This window comes from Halostagnicola sp. A-GB9-2 (genome assembly GCF_030068615.1).
Lineage (GTDB): Archaea > Halobacteriota > Halobacteria > Halobacteriales > Natrialbaceae > Halostagnicola.
Genome location: NZ_JASJOC010000011.1, coordinates 77762 through 100721, shown reverse-complemented (window position 1 = coordinate 100721; position 22960 = coordinate 77762). Strand labels below are relative to the sequence as shown.

Below are 22960 nucleotides of genomic sequence, written 5' to 3'. Positions count from 1 at the left end.
ACACGGGGTGGTGCATCGGTTCGTTGCTTCGGATTAAATCAAAGCGCCGTCTCCCACTTAAGGGACACGGTTCGCGATTCAACCCGAGTCATGGATCCACAAAGGATCCAGATCGCTACTCACCCCGTGGCAGGTTACACGCTCATAGACAGCGAGCGTGATTATCGTCCCCCGCCTATCTTGCATAGGGGTTTTTGCTTCGTAACAAACCAAAACGACGGCTTCCATTTAAGGGACTCGATTCAGTTGCAGAAGGGGATTACGTACCACGGTTAAGGGTGACTGACAGCATCCGGGAGAGACCTGTTCTCTGGAACCTAATTCGATTACTCGGCTTTCCAGCTCTGAAACGGAGGCTAAGCGATTTCGGGTTCGTAGCCAGCAAACGGATCTACCACAAGAAGCCTACCTCAGACGGGGAGCTCAACTCTATACGTGTCGGCGTCGAACGTCTTCGCCCATGGGCGACGCTGCTGGCGAGCCGACTTACTACGTGATCAGCGACCTTCACATCGGCGGCGACGAACAGCTAGGAGAGATCGACTTCCTCGAGGAGCTGCTCGAGTTCCTCGAACGCCTCGAGACGACCGACGAGGACGCGGAGTTACTCATCAACGGAGATATGTTCGGGCTGTGGGAGTTCACGCAGGTCGACGGCCCTGCGAAATTCGACCTGCTAATCGAGCGCTACCCGGCGTTGTTCGAACAGTTACGTGCGACCGGAGAGTCGATCCCCATCACGCTGTTGCCTGGTAATCACGACAGCGAACTGGCGGCCTACGACGAGTACGTAAAGCGGTTAGCCGAGTACAACGTCGACCTGGTCCGATCCGAGTCGATCACCCGGCCGGTGGGGAACCGAACGATCTGGTTCGAACACGGCCATCAGCAAGATCCCAACAATCGGTTCGAAGATTTCGGCAACCCCTACGAGACGCCGCTGGGGTACTTCTACAACGCGCTCGTAACGAGTCGGGCGGGGCAACTCTCCGATCGAGGGCGGAACAACTGGTTGAAAGACGTGCAGGCGGTTACCCCGACCGATCGGGTGCCTCGCTGGCTCGTTTCGAAGTATTTGTACCGCGAAATGAATCCACTCTTGCGGTACGCCGTGATCCCGTTTCTGTTGTTGTTCAATATCAGCGCACTCATCGCGGTACTTGCCGGACTGGACGTAGCTGGCGTCTGGACGATGCCGGTCGAGCGGACGGATGCGGTTCTCGACCAGTTGGGAGTGGCCGGCGAGGCTGTTCACTTTCTCCTCGTTGTCAACACGGTGGTTACCGGCATGATCCTCCTTGTAAGCGTTCCTATCTACTTTATTCTCCGTGATGTCACGAAGACCGTCGATCGGTTCGGGATTTTCGAAACGGAACTCACCGTTGACCCCGATGAACCGTATAAAGAGGCCGCTCGAGAAGTGTTCGACGAACGGCCTGAAACAGCGGTTTTCTGCTACGGACACACCCACCGGCCGAAAGTGACCGAACTCGAGGGGAGATTGCTCGTTAACACCGGCACGTGGTTAAAACGACTGCACCGTCGGGAGGTCTTCGCCGGGATACTTCCGCCGGTCTTCTACCCGTCCTACCAGCTCTGTGCCGTTCGTATCAGCGCCGAATCCGACGGCGTGGCCGTCGAGTACGAAGAAATTCAAAAACCCGATCCCCACGGAGACGAAATTACACTCACCGAGCGACTGCTCACCCTCGGTCGCGCACCCGCACCGGATCTCCCCGAGCGATCGGTCGTCAACGACGGAATATCGGAACCAACCGATGATACAGGGGAGCAAGTGGACTGAACGGAGGCCGCCGAAAGCGGTCCGAGGCGGCATGTTTCGAACTGGTGCTCAAATTACACGGAAATTTGTATCTGTCAGAGAGGGTACCAACGGAAACAATAATATGTCGCCCCGATGGAGCGTATGCGCGAATGGGCGCAGATCATATCGACATCGAGAAGGGAGAAGAGGAAGTGGCCAGCGGAGTATCCGGAAGGCTATACACTGTATTCGCTCTCCTCTCGATGCTCGTGGCTGGGTTCGCAGCATCGATCCTCTTTGGCGTTCTCGGGTGAAACCCTGCCGTCGGCTTCGCTTGGGGGATCGGATTCGTTCTGTTCTACGGGTGAATGACCGGTTCTCGATGTCCCTGGAAATACTGGTGAACCGCCTCGAGGTCAAGTGGTTCGAGACGCAGAGTGTCTCGTCATCAAGCGAACGCTTCGCGTTCGCGGACATCGCGAATTCTGGCGGGACGAAGTCCCCGCTGACCTCGCGGGAGTTATGTTCCCGCTTCGCTCCGATCCGTTCAGTCACGGAAGAGTACCTCTTCTGTATGACCCCGAGGCACTCGGTCTACTCCGCCTGTAGAACGAACTCGTTTGAGACGCGTCTGTACTTATCCTCGCTCTTGTGAGGAGACACACCGCTGGCTCTGTTGAAATCCTCTTCTTTAGAGACTTATTTACATGAATCTACTGCACACTACATGTGTGAAGTGAGCAACGGGCTTATATCAGATAATCTCAAATAAACAGCTATGAGTCGCCTTCAGACTATCTCAGAGACACTCTCTGATGAAGTTTGGCGATATGCAATCATTGCTGGTCTCGCGTCCACTCTGTTTACAATCATCCTCTATTGGCAATCGTACCCCGACTTCAGCCACCCTGTTTCTCCTGTGTTTTTCGCAGGTTTACTCGTCGGATTCCTTGCCAATAGACGTGGGATAGAGGCCGGTCAAATTGGGAAACGAACTGGGCTTGTCGCTGCGCTGCCGGTATTATGGCCGTTCCTTGACCTACTTGTGTTCATCTCAGGATTGAGCCAGCCACTAGGATTCAGTGGTTTTCAAATCATGGCTGTTATTTTCATATCTGTCGTCAGTATTGGAGTTTCTGTACTGGTAGGGATGGTCGGTGCGATACTCGGAGATTGGCTCACTGGAAAAATAGGTGATTATCGTCTATTGAACGGACAACTCGCTACTTAGCGTGCTATATACTACCTGTACTGATCGTTAGAGGGCTCGGTCGAGATTGTGGACGATAGACGCAAGGGCGAGTTCACGAAACTGCATCCACCAGGGTCGTGAACGGACGAACGCACCGTATCTTCGCTTGAGTCGAGAGCTCACCGTTTCGCTCTGGCTCCGTTGGCCGTAGAGTTCAGTATCCAACCGAGCATTCCACGCTTTCTGAAGTGAGGACAACTCACGGTGTTTGATGAGTGGACGAATCCCGTTCTCGAGGGCCATCGCTCGAATCTGCTGATCGTCGTACCTCTTGTCTCCAAGCAAAGCTCAGATTTTAGATGGATTGCCGTTGATGAGCGATGGTGCGATCTGCGTATCGTGTTTTCGGGTCGTTGTGATGTGGAGATCAAGGATCGCGTTTGCTCTCGTATCGACTAAAAGCGCGACTTTCAGCTGCTGAATCGTCAACTTCGCCCGTTTCGTGTAGTGCTTCGAGGCGTGACTGCGGTCGAAGCCCAAGGCGTCGATCCCCGCAACATCGTTGGTCGGGAGCAGTGCAATAGAGTGATTGAGAGGCACTCACCAGACTGCCATATCGAGTCTATCGAACGCTTTGCACAGCGTTGACGGCGCAGGAAGTTCGGTGAGGTTGATCGACTCCGAATCCGAGGCATCTCAATACGTTCGTCGAGAAATGTTCGATAAGTCGTGTCCTTCCGAACGTTGAGACACAGGAGAACGATATGCTGATGGAGTGTGTAGCGTTGTTTCGAGAACTTCGATGAGTATCGAGCCACAGCACCTTGCGCTAACTGAAATGCTTCCTTGACAAACCGGAGTAACTGCGGTTTTGGGAGGGTCTGCATTACTCAAACTACCGACTGGATCCATAACTCACTAAGAATTTCAACAGAGACACACTGTTCAAATCGCAGTCCGGTCGTCGAATCGGATCCGCCTCACAGCCGTAGCGAGGCGATCGTTGTCGCCGGAAGTTCGTGCCGAAGAAGCCACGCTCGAACGCATGCGCGCTCGAGCAGGAGGGAGTTGAATCGTCGCACATCTCGACCAGCGCCAGGGAGCTCCTTTTGTACGTTCCCGTCGTGGATACCACCGTGAATGCGGGCGAACGACGACTCCTGATCTTGAATCCGGTCAGCGGGAGCGAGGATCACGTCGACACCGTCGTCGAACTGGCCGAAGACCACGGGTTCGAGGTGCGGACAACCGAGGGCGAGGGTGACGCAAAGCGGATCGCCCGCAAGGCGGCGGCGGAGACGGATCTCGTCGCCGCGGCGGGAGGAGATGGAACAGTAAACGAGGTTGTAAACGGGATGTACGCGGCTGATGCGCTTTCGACGACGACCGTCGCCGTCGTTCCAGCGGGGACGGGGAACAACTTCGCAACGAATATCGGCGTCGAGGGTATCGACCACGCCTTCGACGTCATCCGACGGGACCGCCGGCGGACGATCGACCTCGGAACGGCCGAGGAACGGGCGTTTGTCAACTCCTGTGTCGCCGGTGTTACCGCCGAGGCGAGCGGTGCGACGACATCCTCGGGAAAGCGCCAATTTGGCGTGCTCGCGTACGTGTTCCGCACGATTGAGAACGTCCGGTCGTTCGACTCTCTTCCGCTCAGGGTCGAAACTGACGCGGGGTCCGAATCGACGATCCCGCGTACGGATCCGAACGCAGAACCGCGCGACGAATCGGTGGCTCAAACCTGGGAGGGCGACGCCGCATTCGTCCTCGTCGGAAATGCCAGGCGGTTTACCAGCGCCCGAACCGCTCAGGGAAACGCGGAGGACGGGCTACTCGAAGTGACGGTAGTCGAGGACGCCTCAGCCGTCGACCTGCTCGGCGATGCGATGCTCGAGGGGATGTTCGGCCGCGACGCCGAACACATCGTCCGCCTCCGCGCGAGCGCGTTGACGATCGAGTCCCTCGACGACTCGCCGGTCACGTACAGTCTCGACGGCGAAACCCTCAAGTCCGAACGTGTGAACCTCGAGACGGATTGTGGCGCGCTTCGAGTGATCGTTGGTGATGGCTACGATCCGAACCCCGACAGCGACGAAGCGTAACGCGTTTCGACGTGGGTAGTCGCAGTCACCGTGTAGCAATCGTCTGCGAAATCGGCTCGAGACAACTGATGCGAGCGTCGACTGGCTCGAGTTCGGCGATTCTAGGCACCCGTCGTCCGGCCGAGCGTCTCGTTCAGCCAGTCGAACGTTCGCCGGTGAAACAGCGATTGGGCCATGCTCTCGCAGTGCCCGCCAGCACCTTCGGCGTCGGTGAACTCGACGTATCGCGTCGGGGCCGTAAGCATCTCCGCGAGTTCCTTCGATTGGACGGCGAGCCGATCGGACTCGTTGTCGGTAACGAGCGTGGGACACCGGATCGCATCGGTGCGCCCTTCGAGCGTGTACGCCTGCAACTCGCGGACGTACTCGCCGAGCGAATCGATGTCGTGGGCGGCCATCCGCGCCCCAAAGAATTCCAGTCCCTGTGGGTCCTCGAGCTGTTGGTCGAGCGCCTCGTCGGCGTCAAGATCTCCCTCGAGGACGGCCTCCCGTCGCTCCTCGGGGACCAGCTGTAGCGAGAGGGAGCCGAGATCGTGGATTCCGGGGTCGACGACGAGCGCGGCGAGGCGGTGTTCGCCCGTGGCCGCTCGCGCCGCGAGGTAACCTCCGAAGCTTCGTCCGACCAGCGCGACTCGAGACGAATCGACTTCCGGCCGCCGGACGGCGTAGTCGACGACGGGGGCGAGAACGGTTTCGTACTCCGGGCAGAAGAAGAGGCGTTTCTCGTACAGCGTACCTCCCTGTCCGGGTCCCTCGAAGATGAGGCAGTTGTAGCCCCGAGAGAGGGCCGCCTTCGCGAGCATCGGATAGGACTCCTCGACGGGCGAATCGTAGCCCGGAAAACCGATTATCGTGGGCCGTACTGCTCCCGTGGCGTCCGGCGCGAACAGATAGCCCGAGAGCGTCGTCCCCTCGAACGGGATATCAACGACTTCGGAAGGATGGTCGAGCAACGAAGCCGCCGCTCGGAAACACTCGCGCTGGCGACGCCAGGCCTCGTGCAGATCCGGATCGTCGAGATCGTGTCTGCGGAAGTAGTACGCCGATCGGTAGTACTCGGTCGCGCGAAGAAACGACTCTCGAGCGCTTACCAGATGGTTGTCCTCGCGCGAGCCGTGTGCGCGGTTCTCGACCGTTTCGGCCGTCGCGAACCACTCGTCGTACCAGCTGTCGTAGTCGCCCCCATCGATTCGATCGGCGGTCGCGAAACACTCGCCGACGTCCGCACAGCCGTAGTAGACTTTTCCGAGCGCACGCTCGAGTTGGCCCTCGAACTCACCCTCGAAGTAGTCGGGAGACATAGCAGTCGGACTACGACATTGACAATAAAGCCGACGTACCGACATCGGTTCCCCGTCTGGCAGTCATAACCGGGAGAGAGGTGAAGACGTTATCGCAAAATCTCGGCTCGAGCGCAGTCGTCAAACCGCGCAACGCAACTCGTGGTGGAACGTTTAAACCGTCTAAACAGTGTCCAATGAACACACAGTGGTACGTTCGGCAAAGACGGTATCGCCCTACCGGTGATTGGCGCGTATGTTCTTTCTAACGAACCGAGTTCCAACGCACTACCGAGGCCTGACGGTCGTCCCTGCAAGACTTATCAGCGAATAATGGGTATCAACGGTCGCGATAGTCCCGGTACAATCAAGTGTCGCACTTGTGGTTTCAACGTATGCCCAGTCAGCTGAGGGATATCCGGGAGAGTATCGCAACATCTCCGGATCCCTCTGATTCGTTCACCGATCTACCGCGAAACGAGTGGCGCGATCTGTTTTTCGCGCTCCCCGAAGACGTTCGGAAGAGAGTCGTTGCCGATATGAGCCGTTCGCAATTAAACACGTTTGTTACTCGGCTCGATCCGGACGAAGTGACGGATGTCCTCGAGCATGTCGATGAAGAGGCCCGCGAGACCGTACTCGCCACCCTCGATAGCGAGCGGCGCGAGAAAATCGATTTTCTGCTGTCGTTCAACCCTGAAAGTGCGGCAGGGTTGATGAACCTTGATTTCGTCACCGTCGACGGATCTCGAGAATTCGACGAAGTGACCGAGCGCGTTCGTCGCTTCGAAGATCGTACAGGTCGAGTACCGACGATTTTCATCACCGATGAGAACAAACTCCTCGGCGAACTCCCGGGCGCGGCGCTCTCGGTGGCTGACCGGGAAAGAGAGACGATTACCGACTACATTCAAGAGACACCACACATCCGGTATGACCGCGACGACGAAGCGGTGCTCGAGGTGTTCCGGGAGAACCGCGAGCGAACCGTCGCAGTCCTCGACGAGGAGGACGATATTCTCGGCGTGATCCACGCCGACGACCTGCTGATGATGATCGAAGAGGCGCGGGGCGAAACACTCTACGAGTTTTCCGGCGTCGCCGAGGAAGAGAGCGTACTCGACAGCCCCGCCGAGAAAGTGCGGAGGCGGTACAAATGGCTAATTCTCAACCTCGGTACAGCGTTTATGGCTGCAGCGGTCGTCGGGTTGTTCGAGTCGACCATCGCCGCCGTCGCCATACTGGCCGCGTACATGCCGGTCGTCGCAGGGATGGGGGGAAATGCCGGAACGCAGGCGATGGCAGTCACCGTTCGGGGGATCTCCCTGGACGAGGTTTCGCTCAACACCGGAAAGCGCGTCGTCGTCAACGAGGTTGTCGCAGGAGCCATCAACGGGCTCATTACGGGGGCGCTTGTCGCTATCATCGCTATCGCCTTCTCCTACGGAGAGTTCGGTATCCTACTCGGTGCAGTTATCGGTGTTTCGATGGTTGCAAACCTGGTGATCGCGGGCTTCTTCGGTGCGATCACCCCGCTATTACTCGACCGGATCGGGTACGATCCGGCCACTTCTGCGACGATCTTTATCACCACGGCGACTGACGTGTTGGGCTTTTTCGTATTCCTCGGATTAGCGCAGGCAATTCTGTTGTAAGCGCACAGGTCGTGGAAGCCCCAGTCGAACGCGACGCTCGCACGATCGGCCTCGACGGTGTCACCCGTGTCGTCGCGCTCTGGACCCGGATCACCGCGTTCGACGGTGCCGCACTCGACGTGGTCGATTCCGGTTTCCGAATTCGGGTCATTTATCACCACGAATCATTCGGATAAACGGACAACGTGCGAGATAGTATCGGCTCTAAGAGATTCACTCGAAGAGAACGGAGGTGGCTATAGACAGTGGAATTTGAAACGTCGAATCGAGACGGACTCGAGGTGGAAGAGCCAACTCCTGGACAAACTAACCAGTTCCGTCGAGCAATCGACGGGTGAGTGAAACGGAGGGGACGTGCGCACTGGCGCTTATGTAGCTTCCACAGGAACCCACCCCTATGACGGAGGCAACCCTGCTCAAACAGAAGGTCGATCCGAAAGAAGTCGATCAGCTAAAAGACTGGATGGAAACGGTGCGAGACCGAAGTGGAGCGGCCCTCGAAACGCTCCAAAATGAAGGAGTGTACACGGAGACGGCGTTTCTCGAGGAAACGCCCGACGGGACGTTCCTCGTGACATACATCGAGGCCGAAGACCTCGAACAGGTCTGGAAAACCTTCGAGGAATCGACCCACGAAATCGATACCAAACACAAAAAGGTCATGCGGAACTGTCTCGAGGACGGAGAGAACGCCGGTGATTTCGAACCGCTCTATCACCTGGCAAACCCGAACCGGTAGTTCGGACAAGAGAGAGTTCGTCGACGGAATTGTCCTGAACGGAGCAGGATCCGAGCAGTTCTTGATACTGTCGGCTGTCAGTCGTTCCGATTCTCGTCGCCTCGAGTGTACGAGAACCTTCATATAGTTACAGCCGGCAGTATACCACACAATCGTCCGAAACTCGTCGAATTCGAGGCCGCACCGATGACGGAAATCGACCGCCAGCCGGAAGCCGAAACGGAATACGAGGACCATTTAGCGCGCAGTGAATCCGTCTGGAACCGATGGAGTAACTGGTACGGGATGAGCGAACGCGATTTCGAGCCGATCCGCGAAGAACTGATCGCGGACCTCGAGATCAGCGAGGGAGATACCGTCCTCGAGGTCGGTTGTGGGCCGGGCGTCAATTTCGGTCTAATTCGGAACGCTATCGGCGAAGACGGCAGGCTACTGGCGATCGATTACAGCCCGGCGATGGTCGAGAAGGCGAACCGGCGAGTCCAAGAAAGCGGCTGGGAGAACGTCGAAGTGATCCACGCCGACGCGACGACCGCCGATCTGGGCGGCCCCTACGACGCGGTCGTTGCGACGCTCTCCCTGAGCGTCATGCCCGATGTCGAGCGAACGGTTCAAAACGTCTACGCGGCACTCGAACCGGGTGGAACGATGGGGGTCCTCGACCTGCAGGAGTTTCAGTCCGGACCCGCAAAAGCGCTCAATCCGTTGTTGCGACGATTCCTTCGGTGGTACGCGAATTGGAACTCGGACGAGCACGTCCCACAGGTGATAACTGACGTCTTCGGGGGATACGACCAGTTCAGTACGTACATGCACGGGACCGTGTTTACGCTCCGGGCGGAACGACCACGAACCGGTGAGGATAGTTTTATTTGAGCACCAACATATCATTGAATATGGACGCATCTTCGCTACGCCTGCAACGCCACCTGATCGGTGCTGGTATCGTCGTGCTCGTTCTCAGCGTGTTTCAGTACTGGCAGGGTGCCATCAACTGGGGCTTCATCTTCGCTGTTGCGATTCTCTATTTTATTGTCATGGTTGTTCTCGACTACGTAACATCCGATGCCGGGGATCGGTCGATATGACCGTCATCCGGACCCGACTCGAATTTCCCACGGCGGTTTCGCAACCGTCACGGTCGACATGTTCGCTCTTCGTGGAAGTGTCTATCGGTCGCGTCAGAGGCTGAATCGGCCGGTTTTCGGAACAGTCCACCGTCTTCTAACTACGGGTTTATCGCCGCCGCCGACGGATGAAAGAGCGTGGAACAAACTACCAAAGACATCGTGGATCGGTTTCTGCGGGCGATGAACAACCACGACCTCGAGACGTTGCTCTCGTGTTTCCACGAGGACTACCGGAGCGAAACGCCGGCACATCCCGAACGTTCGTTTACCGGCCGCGAACAGGTTCGAAAGAACTGGATACAGATGTTCGAGACGACCCCCGATCTGTCAGTCGAGTTTCCGCGAACGACGGTTGCTGGCGAGACGGCCTGGATCGAAATGCGGATGCAAGGGACCCAAACCGACGGCGACGAACTGAACGTCCGGGGCGTCGTTATCAAGAGTATCCCTGACGGCCGGATTCGACGGGGGAGGATCTACCTCGAGCCCGTTCAGCGATCCGCGGACGTGAGCTGGGAAGAAATTTACGCGGGTGAAGAGACTAACTAGCCGCTGGACAACCGTCAGGTGAGAAGTACGCTCCAGCGGTCCGGTTTATTTACACTACTTCCTTGATGATTTCTGCAGGATTGCCCTGAACGACGACGTTTTCGGGAACGTCCTCGGTGACGACCGCACCGGATCCTATTACTGCTCCGTCCCCGATGGTCACGCCGGGGTTGAGAACCGCTCGACCGCCGATCCAGACATTATCGCCGATCGTCACTGGTTTTCCGTATTCGGGGCCTTTCACTCGTTCGGCTGCCTCGAGTGGATGCGTCGCGGTGTAGATATGGACACCAGGACCGAGCATGCAGTCGTCCCCGATCGTAACCGGGCAGGCGTCCAAAATGACACACTCGAAATTCGTGTAGAAGTCGTCACCGACGTGAATGTTGAAGCCATAGTCACAGCGAAACGGCGGCTCGAGGTACACATCGTCCCCGACGGAGCCGAACAGTTCGTTCACAAGCGCCGTACGTTGTGCTTCGTCGGACACTGGCGTTTCATTGTATTCCTCGGTAAGCTCTCTTGTCTCCCGCCGGCGGGCAACTAATTGCGGATCATCAGGATCGTACAACTCCCCGTTCACCATTTTCTCTCGTTCACTCGCCATAGTTTCGAGAGTAGTCGCCACTCTAATACGGGTTCTGTTGCGAGCATCTCGAGTACTCCGAGGCTTTTGTGTCGCTATCAGAACCGAGGAGCAACCGTCAGCTGTCACGAAAGAATCGTACAGGTCCGGAGATTCCTGCAGTCTCGCCCGTCCGAGGGGCTAAAAATAAAAGCGACCGACACTCCAAACGTCAGGGATTACGGTTCGACGAACTCGAGCACTTCGAGCGTATCCGTCGACTCATGGTACCAGGCGAGATGAGCGCGAAGCGGTGGCACCTCGGTCGCAGATGGACTGTAGGAGAGTAATTCTCCCTCCTCAGTTAGCGCCCAGATTCGATCACCGTCGGGGCTGAGGTCGCTCCCGGAGCCGATCGTCTCCTCACCGTTCGAAATTGTCGCCGTCAGGCCGCCATCGGATTCGTCGACGATCCGTAATGTCCCAGTCTCTTCGTCGACCGAGAGTTCGTACCAGGGATGGTCGTCCGTGGGATCACTCGAGCTCGTGATCTCGCGTCGTTCGACGTTCATGATAGACCAACTGCGACCCATTGGGCGTCCGGCGCGGCGAACGAATTACTCTGGTAGACCATCCATCGGGATTCGAACCCGTGCTCCGTCACGTCGATCGCCCGGAAAATCCCGATGGTAGTGTAGCTGGTCGAGCCGATGAAGACGATTGGCGGGGCCTCGAAGGAGTCCTCGAAATTCACCGACTGCTGGTCGACTTCGTACGTGTTCCAGGTGCCGTCGTCTGCCGCACCCGGACTCTCGTGGGAGACGATTCCCCTTTTGACGTCGATATCGCCCTGTCCACGCCCCTGGCCCTGTCCATTTCCTTGTCCGTTGTTTCCGTGTCTGGCCTGAGCGCTGCCCACGCTGGCGATACCGAGCGCTGCGAGAGCGCTCGCGATCACATGACGTCGTTCGAGAGGGAGACCGAATCCCGATTCGGCTGTCGGGGCGATTGCCGAAGTCGGCGACTGGACGCCGTTCGGGGATCGGCTCTGATCGCTCGAGCCAGGCTTGCCTGTGATCTCAGCCAATCGCGGATCGAATGGAGGGCGACCTTCCGTGGCCTCCCTGAGGTCGCCAGCCGGTTGTGGTTCGTCCGTCGTCGATTCAGTGGTGGTAGTCGGACGTTCTGAGGGGGTAGCCGTATGTTCAGTGTCGTTAGTCATGGTAGTTAGCAGGTACACTCGAAATGGTCATCGTCCAGTTCGGTTTCCGATTCCTCGAGTTCGGCGGCCAGTTCTTCGGACGGGTGGAACGTCCGTTGATGTCGTTCGCCGCGTTCGGGAATCTCCTCGACCGCGGCCGGATCGACGTCGAAGACGGACTCATCGGCGGTTCGCTCGAGCATGCTCACCGCCATCTCGTAAGCGGTCCTGATGAGTTGGCCACCGGATTTCTGGCCGAACTCGTCAGTCTGGCCGCGCATCTCGATCAGCACGCAGCCGATTCCCCGTTCGCCGTAACTGTTGCGGGCGATCCCGCGAGTGTCGCCGCCGGGGAACTGGGTGAGCGTCGTGTTGCCCTGCGAGTCGACATCATCGTAGATACCACGGCAGAGCTGTTTCGAAAGGTCCTGTGCGTCGGGGTCGGCCCCCGAAGCCGTCGGCCAGTAAATCGAACCGGTGATGTTCTCGCCCTCGTCGCTGACGTAGTGGTACTGATTGTGGAAGTCGGCGACCCAGAGCGGGTCAATTGCCTCGATCGTGTCCACGAGGATCTGCGCTTCGGGGACGGGATTTTCGGGATACTCCTCAGGATAGTTCTGATACAGTTCGCTCTCGGTCCAGTCAAACCAGTGGTATCGGTTGACATCCCAGCCAACTCCCGCGCCGTCGTAATCGGTGTAGATTCCGGCTGATTCGTCCCTGGCGGGTGCGTCCGGATCGACGTTGAACCGGTGGCGAAGCTCCCCGTACTCGACGCCGTCCGGGTTCGCCCGCGGCATCACGTGGAGGGTGAGCTCCTCGAGCAGGTCACTCCACTGTCCGCCTGCGGCGAGCTCCTCGAGCAGATTCAACAAGGCCTCGCAGCCGGTCGCCTCGTCGGCGTGTTGCTCGGCGAAGAGGAAGACATCCGTGTCACCGTTGCCGACGGTCGCGAGATAAAGGTCTCGACCCTCGTTCGACTCGCCCGCTGACTCGACGGTCACCCGGCCGTTCCCCTTGCGTTCGATCCGCTCGAGTGTGCGCTCGAGTTGCTCGTAATCGTGCAGCGAGTTGATGTTCAGCTGCTGGGTTTCGGTCGGCCATGGACCGCCCGGCCTAACGTGTATCTCGCTCGCACTTGGTTCGTGACCGCGACTCTGACCGGCCTCGCCGAACGCCGCCCAGTGACCGTCGACGGCAGTCGATTCGGTGCCGTAGACCATCCACCGGGTCTCGAAGCCGGTCGCGGAGACGTTGATCGCCCGGTGGAGGCCGACCGATGTTTCTTCGGTGGGTTCGATAACGACCGCTGGCGGTTCCTCGAAGCCCCAGTCGAACGCGACCGTCGCGCTGTCCGCCTCAACGGTGTCCCACGTGTCGTCGCTCGCCGAACCCGGATCGGCGTGCTCGACGGTTCCGTACTCAACGTGATCGACTTCCGCGTCACGCTTCGAGTTATCTGTTGACATTTGCCATCATTGGATCAACACATCGATCCTCATCATGTCGTTTTCGACGAGATTCACCGAGGGAGAACAAAGGTGGATATGCACAGTGTTCGCGGCGGATCACCGTGCGCGAGGACTGCGAAGCACGAGTCGTATCGTTCGAACGGTGCCACGGAGAGCGCTCGGGACGATCAGTCTCGATCGTAACTCGCGATCCGACCCCACGTCGACTTTTTTCCCCAGAGCCCCGATCGCATGCACTCGAGTTCGACGATCTGGGAGTTGTCGACGAAGAGGTTCACCTTCGGGCCGAACTGCTTTAGGTACCACTCGAATACCTCGGGGTCGGCCGCTTCGAAGACGCAGTTTTCGACCCCGAGCCCGTCCGCGATTTCGAACGCGACATCGGTCCGCCACTCGCGGACCCGCTCGGTGATCCCCTCGGATTCGACCATGACCTTGTACGCTCCGGCCTCGAGGTGGCGTTCGCCCTCCTCGATCGCGCTCGTCGGATCGATCGCCGACTCGGACTCGAGTTCTTCGACGCTCGAGGCGCCGCCGGCTCCGAACTGCACGTTTATTTCAGGTTTGGCCTTCATCCCGTGATCCTGGACGAGTTCGGTCAGCGCGACCATGTCCTCGACGTCGATCGCGAGGAAACCGCTCGATACCTCAACGACGTCGAACCCGAGGTCTCCCGCCTCCTCGACGTACCGCTCGACCTGATCGTAATCTCGGATCAGGACGTGCTCGACGAACCCACCCGTCGAAACCAACACGTCGTGTTCGTGACAGACTTCGATCAGCTCCGTCACGGCCGTTTCGGGCATCAGCGCGAACGAACCGCCGGAGAACTTGTAGATGTCAACGTACTCTCCCATGGTCTCGAGAATGTCCCGTAGTTCGCGCGATCCCATCGGATCGTAGTACGGCCCGCGGATTTCGGTGATACCGCTCTTGCGGGGCTTTTCCTCGCGTTCGTTGACGTGCAGGAAGTCGAATGCGCGATCGGACATACGACCGGTCTCCACGAGCAGGGCCAAAATGCTAACACGCCCTCGGATTCGTTCGAGTATGGCCGACCAGCGGATCGATCCTGCGGTGGACGACCGAGAACGGGTCCTACGGCAAGGTGCTCAGCTCGTGCAACCGGTTCGGCAGGTCACGCAAGCAGGGCCGTCAGCTCCGAGACGTCGCGAGATTCGAGCGTTTCGATCGTCTCGACGAGGTCGTCGCGGCGCTCGTCCGTGAGGTTCCCGTCCGTAATCGCGTCGAACTTCTCCTCCAGATCGTCCCAACCGAGGGGATCGAGCGGATGACCCCGGAACGCCTCCTTTTCGACCCGATACGTGGTTCCGTCGTCCATCGCGACATCGATCACCGCCGGCATTTCGCCGTCTTCGAACCGGTCGGTGAGGTCCCGGTCCTCGCTCACGTCAACGATGCGCAGCAGCTGCTGGACGTCGTCGCGCCGGATGCGCTCCGGTTCGTACTGCTCGAGCGACAGTTCGCGATCGATCAGCGCCGCCGCGAGCATGTACGGGAGCGAGTGGTCCGCCTGTGCCCTATTTTCGACCTCGTACCGGTTCCCTTCGCCGCCGCCGATGATGAGCTTCGCGCCGCCGAAGGTCTCGAGTTTGATCCCCGCGACGTCGTCCGGGTCGAGATCCTCGCGCTCGGCCAGTTCGATTACCCCTTCGACGGCGGACTGGGCGTACGTCTCCGCGACGTAACGTTTGCTCATCGCGTCGTGAACGCGTTCGCCCGGCGTCAGCTCGAGGTCGAACGGTCCCGATATCACGTCCTTCCACCCCTTCTGACCCTCGAAGAGGTTTCGAGGTCCGTCCATCCCGTTTTTCGCGAGCACCGCGGCGTAAACCGCGTTTCGCGCCGCGTTCGCCGACGCTATTCCTTTCCACTCGTTGATGCCGCCCGTTCGAGTCACCCGCAGGGCGTTGTGGCCGGTCCCCGCGATACCGATTGCGTCGCGGGTCTCCTCGAGATCGAGGTCGAGGAGTTTCGCTGCGCCGGCCGCCGCCGAAACGACGGTGTGGGTGACGTGGTCGAATCCCCGGTCTCGAACGGGGGCCTTCCACGCGAGTTCGGCCTGAATCTCGTAGGCGATCGCAAGCGCGGAGAGCAACGCCTCGCCCGATCGATCGGCGTACTCCCCGGCGGCGATGACGGCTCCCAGGTTGTCGCTCGGGTGCGGGGTCTCCCTCGGCGCCAGAAACGAATCCATATAATCGAGATAGCGAACCAGCGCCGTGTTGTGCATCGCCGCCTGTACCGGCGAGGCGCTGGCGTCGCGACCCCAGAGCGTGCACTCGCCGCCCGCCTCGAGTTCCCGGACGGTTCGAAACACCACCTGCGTGGGGTTGGCGGCCTCGGCGGCGACGGCGATACCGACCGAATCGAGGACGCGACGTTTCAGCGCATCCCGCGTTTCCGCCGAGAGGTCGTCGTATTCGGTCTCCTGGACGAATTCCGCGATCTCGAGCGTCGTCATAGGAATCCGCTTCCACCGGTAGCGCCAAACGTTTTGGCGTAGTCGGTGCAACCGATCGAAGACGATTCGGACGGTGGACGTGAACCAGCGAGAGGCGAATATCCTCGAGATCCGATAGCGAGTCGGCGCCGCTTCGCGAGTCGACCGCCCGGCTACGACCCCTGCCGTCGCAGGCTGGGACCATTTCGGCCCGGTCGGTGACGACCGACACGAAGTCCCATGAGCACGGAAACGATTCAGGACCTCTTCGAGCACGGCCTCGAGGACATCTACCACGCAGAGCACGAGCTACTCGACGCACTCGAGGACCTCGAAGAACACACGGAAGACGACGAAATCGCACAGGCGTTCGCCGAGCACCGTCAGGAGACCGAAGACCAGATCGATCGTCTCGAGCAGGTCTTCGAGGAGTTCGGGGCGCCGCCGGAGAAAGAAGAATGCGAGGGGATCGAGGGACTGATCTCGGAGTACGAAGGGTTCCTCGAAACGGATCCCGACCAGAACGTCCTCGATTACCACAACATGGCCGCAGCCGAGAAGACGGAGCACTACGAAATCGCCGCTTACGGGAACCTCATTCCGTTGGCCGGTCAACTCGGGCTTGACGACGCCGCGGACATGCTCGAGGATAACCTCCGCGAGGAGCAAGACGCCCTCGAGAAACTGAAAGAACTGACCGAGAGCTACGACATGGAATCGATTCCGTCGCAGTGAGGCGTTACGATGTGCATCGTCACGTCGCCCAGGTTCGGCATCTCGAGGTTCCGTTCCTGAAGGCCGACACCGGCGTCCTCCAGGGTCGTACCGCCCCGTATCGTCGCTTCTTTGGCATCCGCGTCGTGGCTAACGATCCCTGTCATCTTCTCGAGCGAGGCGATGACATCGTCCGTCCGGACGACCGGCGTCCACGAGTGGCCCCGTCCGGCGACGCAGACGTTCTTGTTTTCCTCCCGACAGCGACGGACGATCGTCTGAAGCTCAGATTCGGTTTCGGGTGCGACGATTCAGTCCGGCTCGGCCGAGACGCTCCCCGACCAGTTCGTTCCGCCGGAACCATCTCCTCGTACGGACCGGCCGGTTCGCGATCGGTGAAATACCGTGATCTCGGCCGTCGCATCCGCTTCGCCGGTGTTCAGGATGTAGACTGTTTCGTGGCTGATCGGCTCGGGTTCGGGTCTGTGCTCTTTTCGGGGATGTGTCCCTCCGGAATGACCCACGTTTGTTTCCCGGACATCGTACTCACTCCTCAGTGATGAGCAAGAACGGGTGGATAATAGAACGGCTTGTCCCTTCAGGGGAGATCTCGTAAACCCGTATTAGCTATATCGTTTGGGGGAGTTTCCGTGCCCGAGCTGCCTGTAGTACGCTGCTGGACTAGATTCAAACGAAGCGTCTCGGCACACACCCAGAGCGTCACTGCTTTCGAACACCATGAACGACGAGGAAGTCCTCGAGACCGTTCGCCAAAATGGACCGTTCGAATCGACAGACGAGGCGCGAGCCGTAACGACCGCGACGTTGTACACGTTCGGCGATCGGATGCGTCCGAGAAGGCGATCACCGACTCGGAGAAAGAACCCACCGCGGACTACTCGTTCGACGAATTCGTCCAGCGGGCCTCCCAACGCGAGAGCGTCCCCAGAGACGTTGCTGAGATTCACACCCGGGCCGTCGGAAGCACCCTCGCCGAGAGGATGAGCGAACGCATATCGACGCGTCTCGAGAAACACAACACGGAGTTTTTCGCCACACACTGCAGTTGCACCCCAAACAACCAAGAGCCACGTTGGCGCGATACCAGACCGAGGCTCGTTATTGCTATGTCACTGAAAGCCGCCTTCGAAACCGGTGAAGATGGTGCGATGATCGGCGCCGCTACCGAACCCCCACAATGGAGGCGAATCGCCTCCGCGGCGATCGGTGGCGGGCTCGTCCTGTTCGGACTCAAAAACCGCTCAGTGACCGGGTCGATAGCCGCGATCGCCGGCGGATGGCTCGTCTACCGTGGAGTCACGGGCCGGGACCGGCCCGAGCCAAAATACGATGCCGATGCCGAGACGGATATGGAAATCGGTCACGACGCAGGGTCCGGCACCGATTCAGAAGCCCAAGCGGACTCCCAACCGGGCATCAGTTCCGAAATGCTCCCCCGCTCTAGCGTCGATACGAGTGCGATCGTCGACCGTATTCGTTCCGAGATCGACACGAATACGCCCCGAATAGAGCGGTCGATTACCATCGGGGCGTCGCCCGAGGAGCTTTACGAACTCTGGTCCGAGCCGGACACGCTCGAACAGATTGTCGGCCCCGGCGGGAAGATCGAGACCGTCGACGCAGACGAGGGGCGCTGGCGGTGGACGATCCCCGGACCACTCGAGCAGGCCGTGGCCTGGGAGACCGAACTCGTCGACGAAGAGCCCGGGGAGTACATTCGCTGGGAAACACTCGAGGGGGAACGTCTCTCGAGCGACGGATCGGTCGAGTTTCAGCAGGCACCCGCCGATCGAGGAACGGAAGTAACCCTCCAGTTGGAGTTCCATCCACCCGGCGGCCCGTTCGGAAACGCGGTGATGAACGGAATCGATATCGTTCCCGGCACGCTCGCGGAGAAAACGCTCAATCGGTTCAAAAGCCTCGCGGAGACGGGAGAAATTCCCTCGCTCGAGACGAACCCGTCCGGACGCGGGACGGGCGATCTGATGTAAGTCGGTGTGAGTCGCCGACTCGATCCCTGCGAATCGAGGTTGTTCAGACCTCTTACTTCGGGTCGTAGATCCGTTACTTCGGGTCGTTGTAGGTTCGCGGATCCGGTTCGGGGGCGGCCACCTCGCCGTCGCCCGGTTGTTCGGCGAGATAGGAGAATTCGCCCTTGCTGTCCGGTGAGGAGCCCTCCGTCCACGGCAGGTTCGGATCCTCTTGTGGATCCCTGCGCGTCGACATGAACGCGTAGTTGACGTCCTGATTTTCTTCTTTCTGGGGAAAACTCGCGGGAATCGGTATCGGATCGTCGAGCGCCTCGATCGCCTCGATCCACTGGTTCTGGTGCATGGTGTCTCGAGCGATGAGATACGAGAGCATGTCCTCCATCCCGGGATCGTCGGTCATCTCGTACAGCCGCGTCGCGAGCAGACGACCGGTCGATTCGGCCATGACGTTCGCGTAGAGGTCCGCCGCGAGGTTCCCCGAGGCGACGACGTAACCGCCGTTGAACGGAACGCCGTTGCTGTCGACGGGCATCGCCGAGAGTCCGGCCGAAAGGAAGTGCCGCGGATTCTGACCCGTCATCGCCGCGTTGACGGCCGAGGTCTGCTTCGCCTCATCGCGGAGTTCGTCGGGCGCACCCCGGAGATTTTCCGTCACCGCGGTCGCGAGCATTTCGATGTGACCCAACTCTTCCGCTGCGGTTTCCATCAACAGGTTTCGAAACTCGCTGTACTCGCGCGGGAGCGCCCACGCCTGAAACATGTACTGCATCGCGACGCGAATTTCGCCTTCAGCGCCGCCGATGGCCTGCTGGAGAAGTTTCGCGAAGTGCGGATCCGGCTCTTCGACCGTAACCTCGTACTGGAGTTCTGGTTCTTGGAAGAACATACTTCACGCTCCTGACACTGATTCGACGGATAAATATTCCACTTGCAGTAGTTGGAAATATACTCTGCAGAGAGATACCGGTGTTCGGGAAGGGATCGCCTTGGAGAAGGTCTCTTTCAGGCCTCACGAAGCTTTTTTGCGGATCGAGTGGTCCGGTTGAGAGACTGATTTCAGATGACGAGCGACAACCCCTCCACGAGCGCGGGACCGTCGCGGCGACGGCTAATAAAACACGGACTGCTCGCGACCACCGGCGTCCTTCTCGGCGGACCACACGCCGTCGGTGCGTCCGCCTCCCCCGACGAGACCGCCCAGGTTGAGGTGGAGAACGCGCGAGGAATGATGTTTCCCTATCAATTCACGCCGAACGCGCGGTTCACGATAATCGAGAGCGACCTCGACTGGCGGCCCGGACGGATAGATAGCGCCTACGAAACGCACGTTATCCAGTACGAGTACGCCCGATCGCTTCGGGCCTTTCTCTTTACCGAAGCATCTCTGCCCGCCGAGGAGAACCGAACGTTCGAATTCGGGCCCCCACAGCACGCGTTGTCGGCCGATTCCGGACGGCGCCTCGTCGGTGTGACCGCCGAATCGGACGCTCGATAATCGACTCTACTCACCACCAACAAAATTATCCCTCCCTGTGGTACGTCGGCTGATGGACGTTCGAGAATTCCCCGTGCTTACGGAGGCCGACCGGGAGCTGATCGACGTGTTCGCGATCGGTCTCGGCGACGACGCCGCCCGAGTGCTCGCCTACCTCCAGCGTCGGCGCGAGGACGACGAGTTTTCGGACACGTCGACGGAAACGGCGGTTCACGTCGGAACGAACGTTAGCAAGAGCGCCGCCAAACGCTCTCTCACCGAACTGACCTCGGCGGCGATCATCGAAGAAACCACGGTGCAAACGACCGATCCCGGTCGCCCGCCCAAAGCGTGGCGCGCGGTCTCGACTCGAGACGAGACAGCTCGTCGGCTGTACGCACACCACGCGAAGCGGTTGCTCGAGCAAAGCAAGCGCGTCGAAGCTCGGTTGCCGGAGACTCGAGCCGCCGACGGGACGGGCGGTGACGATTCGGACGATGAAGCGGATCGCTTGGCCCGGCCGGACCTGGTTTCGATCGGTCTCAACTGGCAGCCAAACGGACTTCACCTCCCGCTGTTTGCCGCTCGGGCGAGCGACGATTCCCGCTCTTCGGTCGAGTTCGCGTTTCGAGAATACACCGGGTCCCGACGAGTGATCGACGGCGTGGAATCGGGCGAGAGCGACGTCGGAATCGCGGGCGCGGCGACGGTCGTTCGAGAACGGGAACGAGGGCGGCCGATCGTCCCGATCGCCGTCCTCTTCCAGCGCTCGACGGTCGTGCTTTTTACGACGCGTGAGCAATTTGGCGGATCGTTCGACTCGCTCGAGTGTCTTCGCGGGCGACGAGTTGGAATGCCGACCGGCACGGAGACGGGGTTGCTCGGTCGGTTGCTCCTCGAGCAGGCGGGGATTCGCGAGGCCGTCGAAGTCGTCGACGTCGAGGGGGAAGAGCGTGACGCGCTCGAATCGGGTTCGGTCGACGTCGTGACGGGAATGGGACCGGATCCCCATCGTGTCGAGTCGTCGACGCGGACGGTCGAGGTTCTCACGATGACCGACCAGTTCCCCGTCTACGGACCCGTCGTTATCGCGAACGAATCGACGCTCGAGACCCGACCGACGATGCTCGAAGGGGTGTTGGCGGCGATCGTCGACGGTTGGGCGAGCGCGGTCGAAGATCCCGAGCCTGCGGCGGCCGATATCGCCGCCGACTCCGACGAATCCGCCGACCGGATCGTCAACACGTTCGAACGGGCGCGGGAGGCGTTTGGAACCAGCGACGCCGTGCGAAAACACGGTTGGGGGTGGCACGCACCGAAGCCGTGGAGTAACCTCCGCGCGGCGCTCGCGGAGGGTGGAGCGTTCGACGAAAGTCGGGGAGGCACGCAGAATGGAGTATCCAACGATGATTGAAGTCGACGGGGTGACGGTCGCCTTCGACAATGGTATGGCGGTCGAAGACGTCGACATTTCGATCGATTCCGGCGAGTTCGTCACGATCAGCGGTCCGTCCGGTTGCGGGAAGACCACGCTGTTGCGTGCGATCTGCGACCTGCAAGAACCCACGAGCGGACGGGTGTTGGTCGACGGGGACGATCCGTCGGCTGCGCGAGCGGCGGCGAACCTAGGGTGCGTCTTTCAGCAGCTCAGCCTCTTTCCCCCGGAAGACAGCGCTTCAGAACGTCACCTTCCTCCGGCGGGTCGCGGGGAAGACGCCGCGGCCCGAACGGACATGAAACCTACCCAACGTGTTCGGGTCCGGCTGCGTGGCAGAAAAGTCCGACCCCTGTCCCCGTTCGACCTCGTCGACCGAGATACCGTGGTCCTCGTAGAACCCCTGATCGCGGGCAACGTAGTACGGCACGTGCAGCCCGCCGAGCTGCCAGTTCAACACCAAATCGACGCTACCCGTATCCGGCTCGAGCGTTTCACCCGGACCCTCGTCGCCGAAACACCCCGCCAGAGCGCTCAGTGCAGTCCCGCCCGCCGCTGCGAGGTATGCTCTCCGCGTGCGAACCATATTGGGGCGTTCCAGAAGCGAGGGTGAAAAACGGTTCCAGGAAATGTGTTAATAGCCTTCGTTCACCATCAATGGTATCTCAAGACGGTTACCTTTCAAAACGTTCATCCAGGTAGACAGGTAGCTTATCGACGAGAAACACCGCTACCGACTATCGGTCAGGTCCCAAATGATGCGCGGCCGACGGAGCGACTGAAACGGGAGTTATCGGTGGGAAATGGCCGAGAGCTACCGCGGAGAACCGGACGAGAGTTATCGGATCGAGAGTCCCTTCCCGCCGCTGTCTTCGGAAAACTCGAGTTCGATTTCGAGTTCGCGTTCACGTTGCTTCGTGAACTCGATTTCGACCTCGATCGGGTCTCGGTACTCGAAGGGGATTTCCCAATCAGAGCCCGCGACCGTGATCGATGTGTCGGCCTCGAGCTGGTCGGCGAGATCCCGAAGGAATGCGGCCGTCTCGTTTCGGGAGAGGTACACCTCCCGTTCGAAAAAGCCGTCGGTGATCGTACGCAGTTCTCGGTCTCGATCCTCAGGCAACGTGACCCGGTCGCTCATAGGTCAGCGTACGACGATCCACGTGATAAAGTCGGGACCAACGTTCAGCGTATCCGAAACGTAG

The 22960-nt window shown here is 59.6% G+C and carries 24 protein-coding genes and 2 pseudogenes; 13 read left to right on the top strand and 13 right to left on the bottom strand.

Annotated elements, in window-relative coordinates; translation table 11 throughout:
* Positions 1-460 precede the first annotated feature (460 nt).
* The 3 genes from QNM96_RS19250 to QNM96_RS19240 all read left to right on the top strand — a co-directional run bounded on the left by QNM96_RS19250 (position 461) and on the right by QNM96_RS19240 (position 2996).
* Complete coding sequence (locus tag QNM96_RS19250) at positions 461-1804, top strand: metallophosphoesterase (protein WP_283838399.1); 1344 nt, start codon at positions 461-463, stop codon at positions 1802-1804.
* Positions 1805-1935: 131 nt separating this feature from the next.
* A complete protein-coding gene (locus tag QNM96_RS19245) occupies positions 1936-2079 on the top strand; it encodes a hypothetical protein (protein ID WP_283838397.1) in 144 nt (47 codons plus the stop codon).
* Positions 2080-2543: 464 nt separating this feature from the next.
* Positions 2544-2996, top strand: coding sequence for a DUF5518 domain-containing protein (locus tag QNM96_RS19240; RefSeq protein ID WP_283838396.1), 453 nt, complete (start codon positions 2544-2546; stop codon positions 2994-2996).
* A 27-nt stretch (positions 2997-3023) separates the two neighbouring features.
* Here QNM96_RS19240 and QNM96_RS19235 read toward each other — a convergent pair.
* Positions 3024-3844, bottom strand: a pseudogene (locus tag QNM96_RS19235) (IS5 family transposase).
* A 237-nt stretch (positions 3845-4081) separates the two neighbouring features.
* On the opposite strand from QNM96_RS19235, the gene QNM96_RS19230 reads away from it, so the two are divergent.
* Entirely contained in the window at positions 4082-5065 is a 984-nt protein-coding gene (locus tag QNM96_RS19230; protein ID WP_283838405.1) for a diacylglycerol kinase family protein, read from the top strand.
* 101 nt (positions 5066-5166) lie between these two features.
* Here the strand turns inward: QNM96_RS19230 and QNM96_RS19225 are convergent, their stop codons facing one another.
* Positions 5167-6366 (bottom strand): alpha/beta hydrolase, encoded by a 1200-nt coding sequence (locus QNM96_RS19225; protein ID WP_283838395.1) that lies wholly within the window; start codon positions 6364-6366, stop codon positions 5167-5169.
* Between the two features lie 374 nt (positions 6367-6740).
* On the opposite strand from QNM96_RS19225, the gene QNM96_RS19220 reads away from it, so the two are divergent.
* The 5 genes from QNM96_RS19220 (at position 6741) to QNM96_RS19200 (ending at position 10418) form a co-directional block, all read left to right on the top strand.
* Positions 6741-8000 carry a magnesium transporter gene (locus tag QNM96_RS19220; RefSeq protein ID WP_283838394.1) on the top strand — a complete coding sequence of 420 codons (1260 nt, stop codon included), beginning with the start codon at positions 6741-6743 and terminating at the stop codon, positions 7998-8000.
* A gap of 397 nt (positions 8001-8397) precedes the next feature.
* Positions 8398-8739, top strand: coding sequence for a DUF6176 family protein (locus tag QNM96_RS19215; protein ID WP_283838393.1), 342 nt, complete (start codon positions 8398-8400; stop codon positions 8737-8739).
* 186 nt (positions 8740-8925) lie between these two features.
* The gene (locus QNM96_RS19210) at positions 8926-9615 is read left to right on the top strand and encodes a class I SAM-dependent methyltransferase (RefSeq protein ID WP_283838391.1); all 690 of its coding nucleotides are present in this window, start codon (positions 8926-8928) and stop codon (positions 9613-9615) included.
* Positions 9616-9635: 20 nt separating this feature from the next.
* The gene (locus QNM96_RS19205; protein ID WP_283838390.1) at positions 9636-9827 is read left to right on the top strand and encodes a hypothetical protein; all 192 of its coding nucleotides are present in this window, start codon (positions 9636-9638) and stop codon (positions 9825-9827) included.
* A gap of 177 nt (positions 9828-10004) precedes the next feature.
* Positions 10005-10418, top strand: coding sequence for a nuclear transport factor 2 family protein (locus tag QNM96_RS19200; RefSeq protein WP_283838388.1), 414 nt, complete (start codon positions 10005-10007; stop codon positions 10416-10418).
* Positions 10419-10467: 49 nt separating this feature from the next.
* On the opposite strand, the gene QNM96_RS19195 is transcribed toward QNM96_RS19200, so the two are convergent.
* The 6 genes from QNM96_RS19195 to QNM96_RS19170 all read right to left on the bottom strand — a co-directional run bounded on the left by QNM96_RS19195 (position 10468) and on the right by QNM96_RS19170 (position 16141).
* Positions 10468-11025 carry a sugar O-acetyltransferase gene (locus tag QNM96_RS19195; protein WP_283838386.1) on the bottom strand — a complete coding sequence of 186 codons (558 nt, stop codon included), beginning with the start codon at positions 11023-11025 and terminating at the stop codon, positions 10468-10470.
* 197 nt (positions 11026-11222) lie between these two features.
* A complete protein-coding gene (locus tag QNM96_RS19190; RefSeq protein WP_283838385.1) occupies positions 11223-11555 on the bottom strand; it encodes a hypothetical protein in 333 nt (110 codons plus the stop codon).
* A complete protein-coding gene (locus tag QNM96_RS19185; RefSeq protein WP_283838384.1) occupies positions 11552-12205 on the bottom strand; it encodes a hypothetical protein in 654 nt (217 codons plus the stop codon). The genes QNM96_RS19190 and QNM96_RS19185 overlap by 4 nt, the downstream gene beginning before the upstream one ends.
* Before the next feature lie 5 nt (positions 12206-12210).
* The gene (locus QNM96_RS19180; RefSeq protein WP_283838383.1) at positions 12211-13653 is read right to left on the bottom strand and encodes a M14 family zinc carboxypeptidase; all 1443 of its coding nucleotides are present in this window, start codon (positions 13651-13653) and stop codon (positions 12211-12213) included.
* Positions 13654-13823: 170 nt separating this feature from the next.
* A complete protein-coding gene (locus tag QNM96_RS19175; RefSeq protein ID WP_283838381.1) occupies positions 13824-14648 on the bottom strand; it encodes a phosphosulfolactate synthase in 825 nt (274 codons plus the stop codon).
* Between the two features lie 146 nt (positions 14649-14794).
* Positions 14795-16141, bottom strand: a complete 1347-nt coding sequence (locus QNM96_RS19170; protein WP_283838380.1) for an MmgE/PrpD family protein — start codon at positions 16139-16141, stop codon at positions 14795-14797.
* Positions 16142-16360: 219 nt separating this feature from the next.
* Between QNM96_RS19170 and QNM96_RS19165 the strand changes: the two genes are divergently transcribed.
* Positions 16361-16855 carry a ferritin-like domain-containing protein gene (locus QNM96_RS19165; RefSeq protein WP_283838378.1) on the top strand — a complete coding sequence of 165 codons (495 nt, stop codon included), beginning with the start codon at positions 16361-16363 and terminating at the stop codon, positions 16853-16855.
* Here QNM96_RS19165 and QNM96_RS19160 read toward each other — a convergent pair.
* Complete coding sequence (locus QNM96_RS19160) at positions 16825-17109, bottom strand: FAD-binding protein (RefSeq protein WP_283838403.1); 285 nt, start codon at positions 17107-17109, stop codon at positions 16825-16827. The two genes, QNM96_RS19165 and QNM96_RS19160, sit on opposite strands and share 31 nt — an antisense overlap.
* A gap of 68 nt (positions 17110-17177) precedes the next feature.
* Positions 17178-17375 (bottom strand): annotated as a pseudogene (locus QNM96_RS19155) (sensory rhodopsin transducer); the annotation flags it as partial.
* A gap of 586 nt (positions 17376-17961) precedes the next feature.
* Between QNM96_RS19155 and QNM96_RS19150 the strand changes: the two are divergent.
* On the top strand, positions 17962-18846 hold the full coding sequence (locus QNM96_RS19150; protein ID WP_283838375.1) for an SRPBCC family protein: 885 nt from the start codon (positions 17962-17964) through the stop codon (positions 18844-18846).
* 73 nt (positions 18847-18919) lie between these two features.
* Here QNM96_RS19150 and QNM96_RS19145 read toward each other — a convergent pair whose 3' ends face one another.
* Complete coding sequence (locus tag QNM96_RS19145; RefSeq protein ID WP_283838374.1) at positions 18920-19732, bottom strand: manganese catalase family protein; 813 nt, start codon at positions 19730-19732, stop codon at positions 18920-18922.
* Between the two features lie 174 nt (positions 19733-19906).
* On the opposite strand from QNM96_RS19145, the gene QNM96_RS19140 reads away from it, so the two are divergent.
* Together QNM96_RS19140 and QNM96_RS19135 are read left to right on the top strand one after the other, a co-directional pair.
* On the top strand, positions 19907-20341 hold the full coding sequence (locus tag QNM96_RS19140) for a hypothetical protein (protein ID WP_283838372.1): 435 nt from the start codon (positions 19907-19909) through the stop codon (positions 20339-20341).
* 52 nt (positions 20342-20393) lie between these two features.
* Complete coding sequence (locus QNM96_RS19135) at positions 20394-21734, top strand: ABC transporter substrate-binding protein (RefSeq protein WP_283838370.1); 1341 nt, start codon at positions 20394-20396, stop codon at positions 21732-21734.
* 262 nt (positions 21735-21996) lie between these two features.
* Here the strand turns inward: QNM96_RS19135 and QNM96_RS19125 are convergent, their stop codons facing one another.
* Both QNM96_RS19125 and QNM96_RS19120 read right to left on the bottom strand, forming a co-directional pair.
* A complete protein-coding gene (locus QNM96_RS19125; protein ID WP_283838368.1) occupies positions 21997-22341 on the bottom strand; it encodes an ABC transporter substrate-binding protein in 345 nt (114 codons plus the stop codon).
* Between the two features lie 252 nt (positions 22342-22593).
* Positions 22594-22896 (bottom strand): amphi-Trp domain-containing protein, encoded by a 303-nt coding sequence (locus QNM96_RS19120; RefSeq protein WP_283838367.1) that lies wholly within the window; start codon positions 22894-22896, stop codon positions 22594-22596.
* Between the last annotated feature and the right edge of the window lie 64 nt (positions 22897-22960).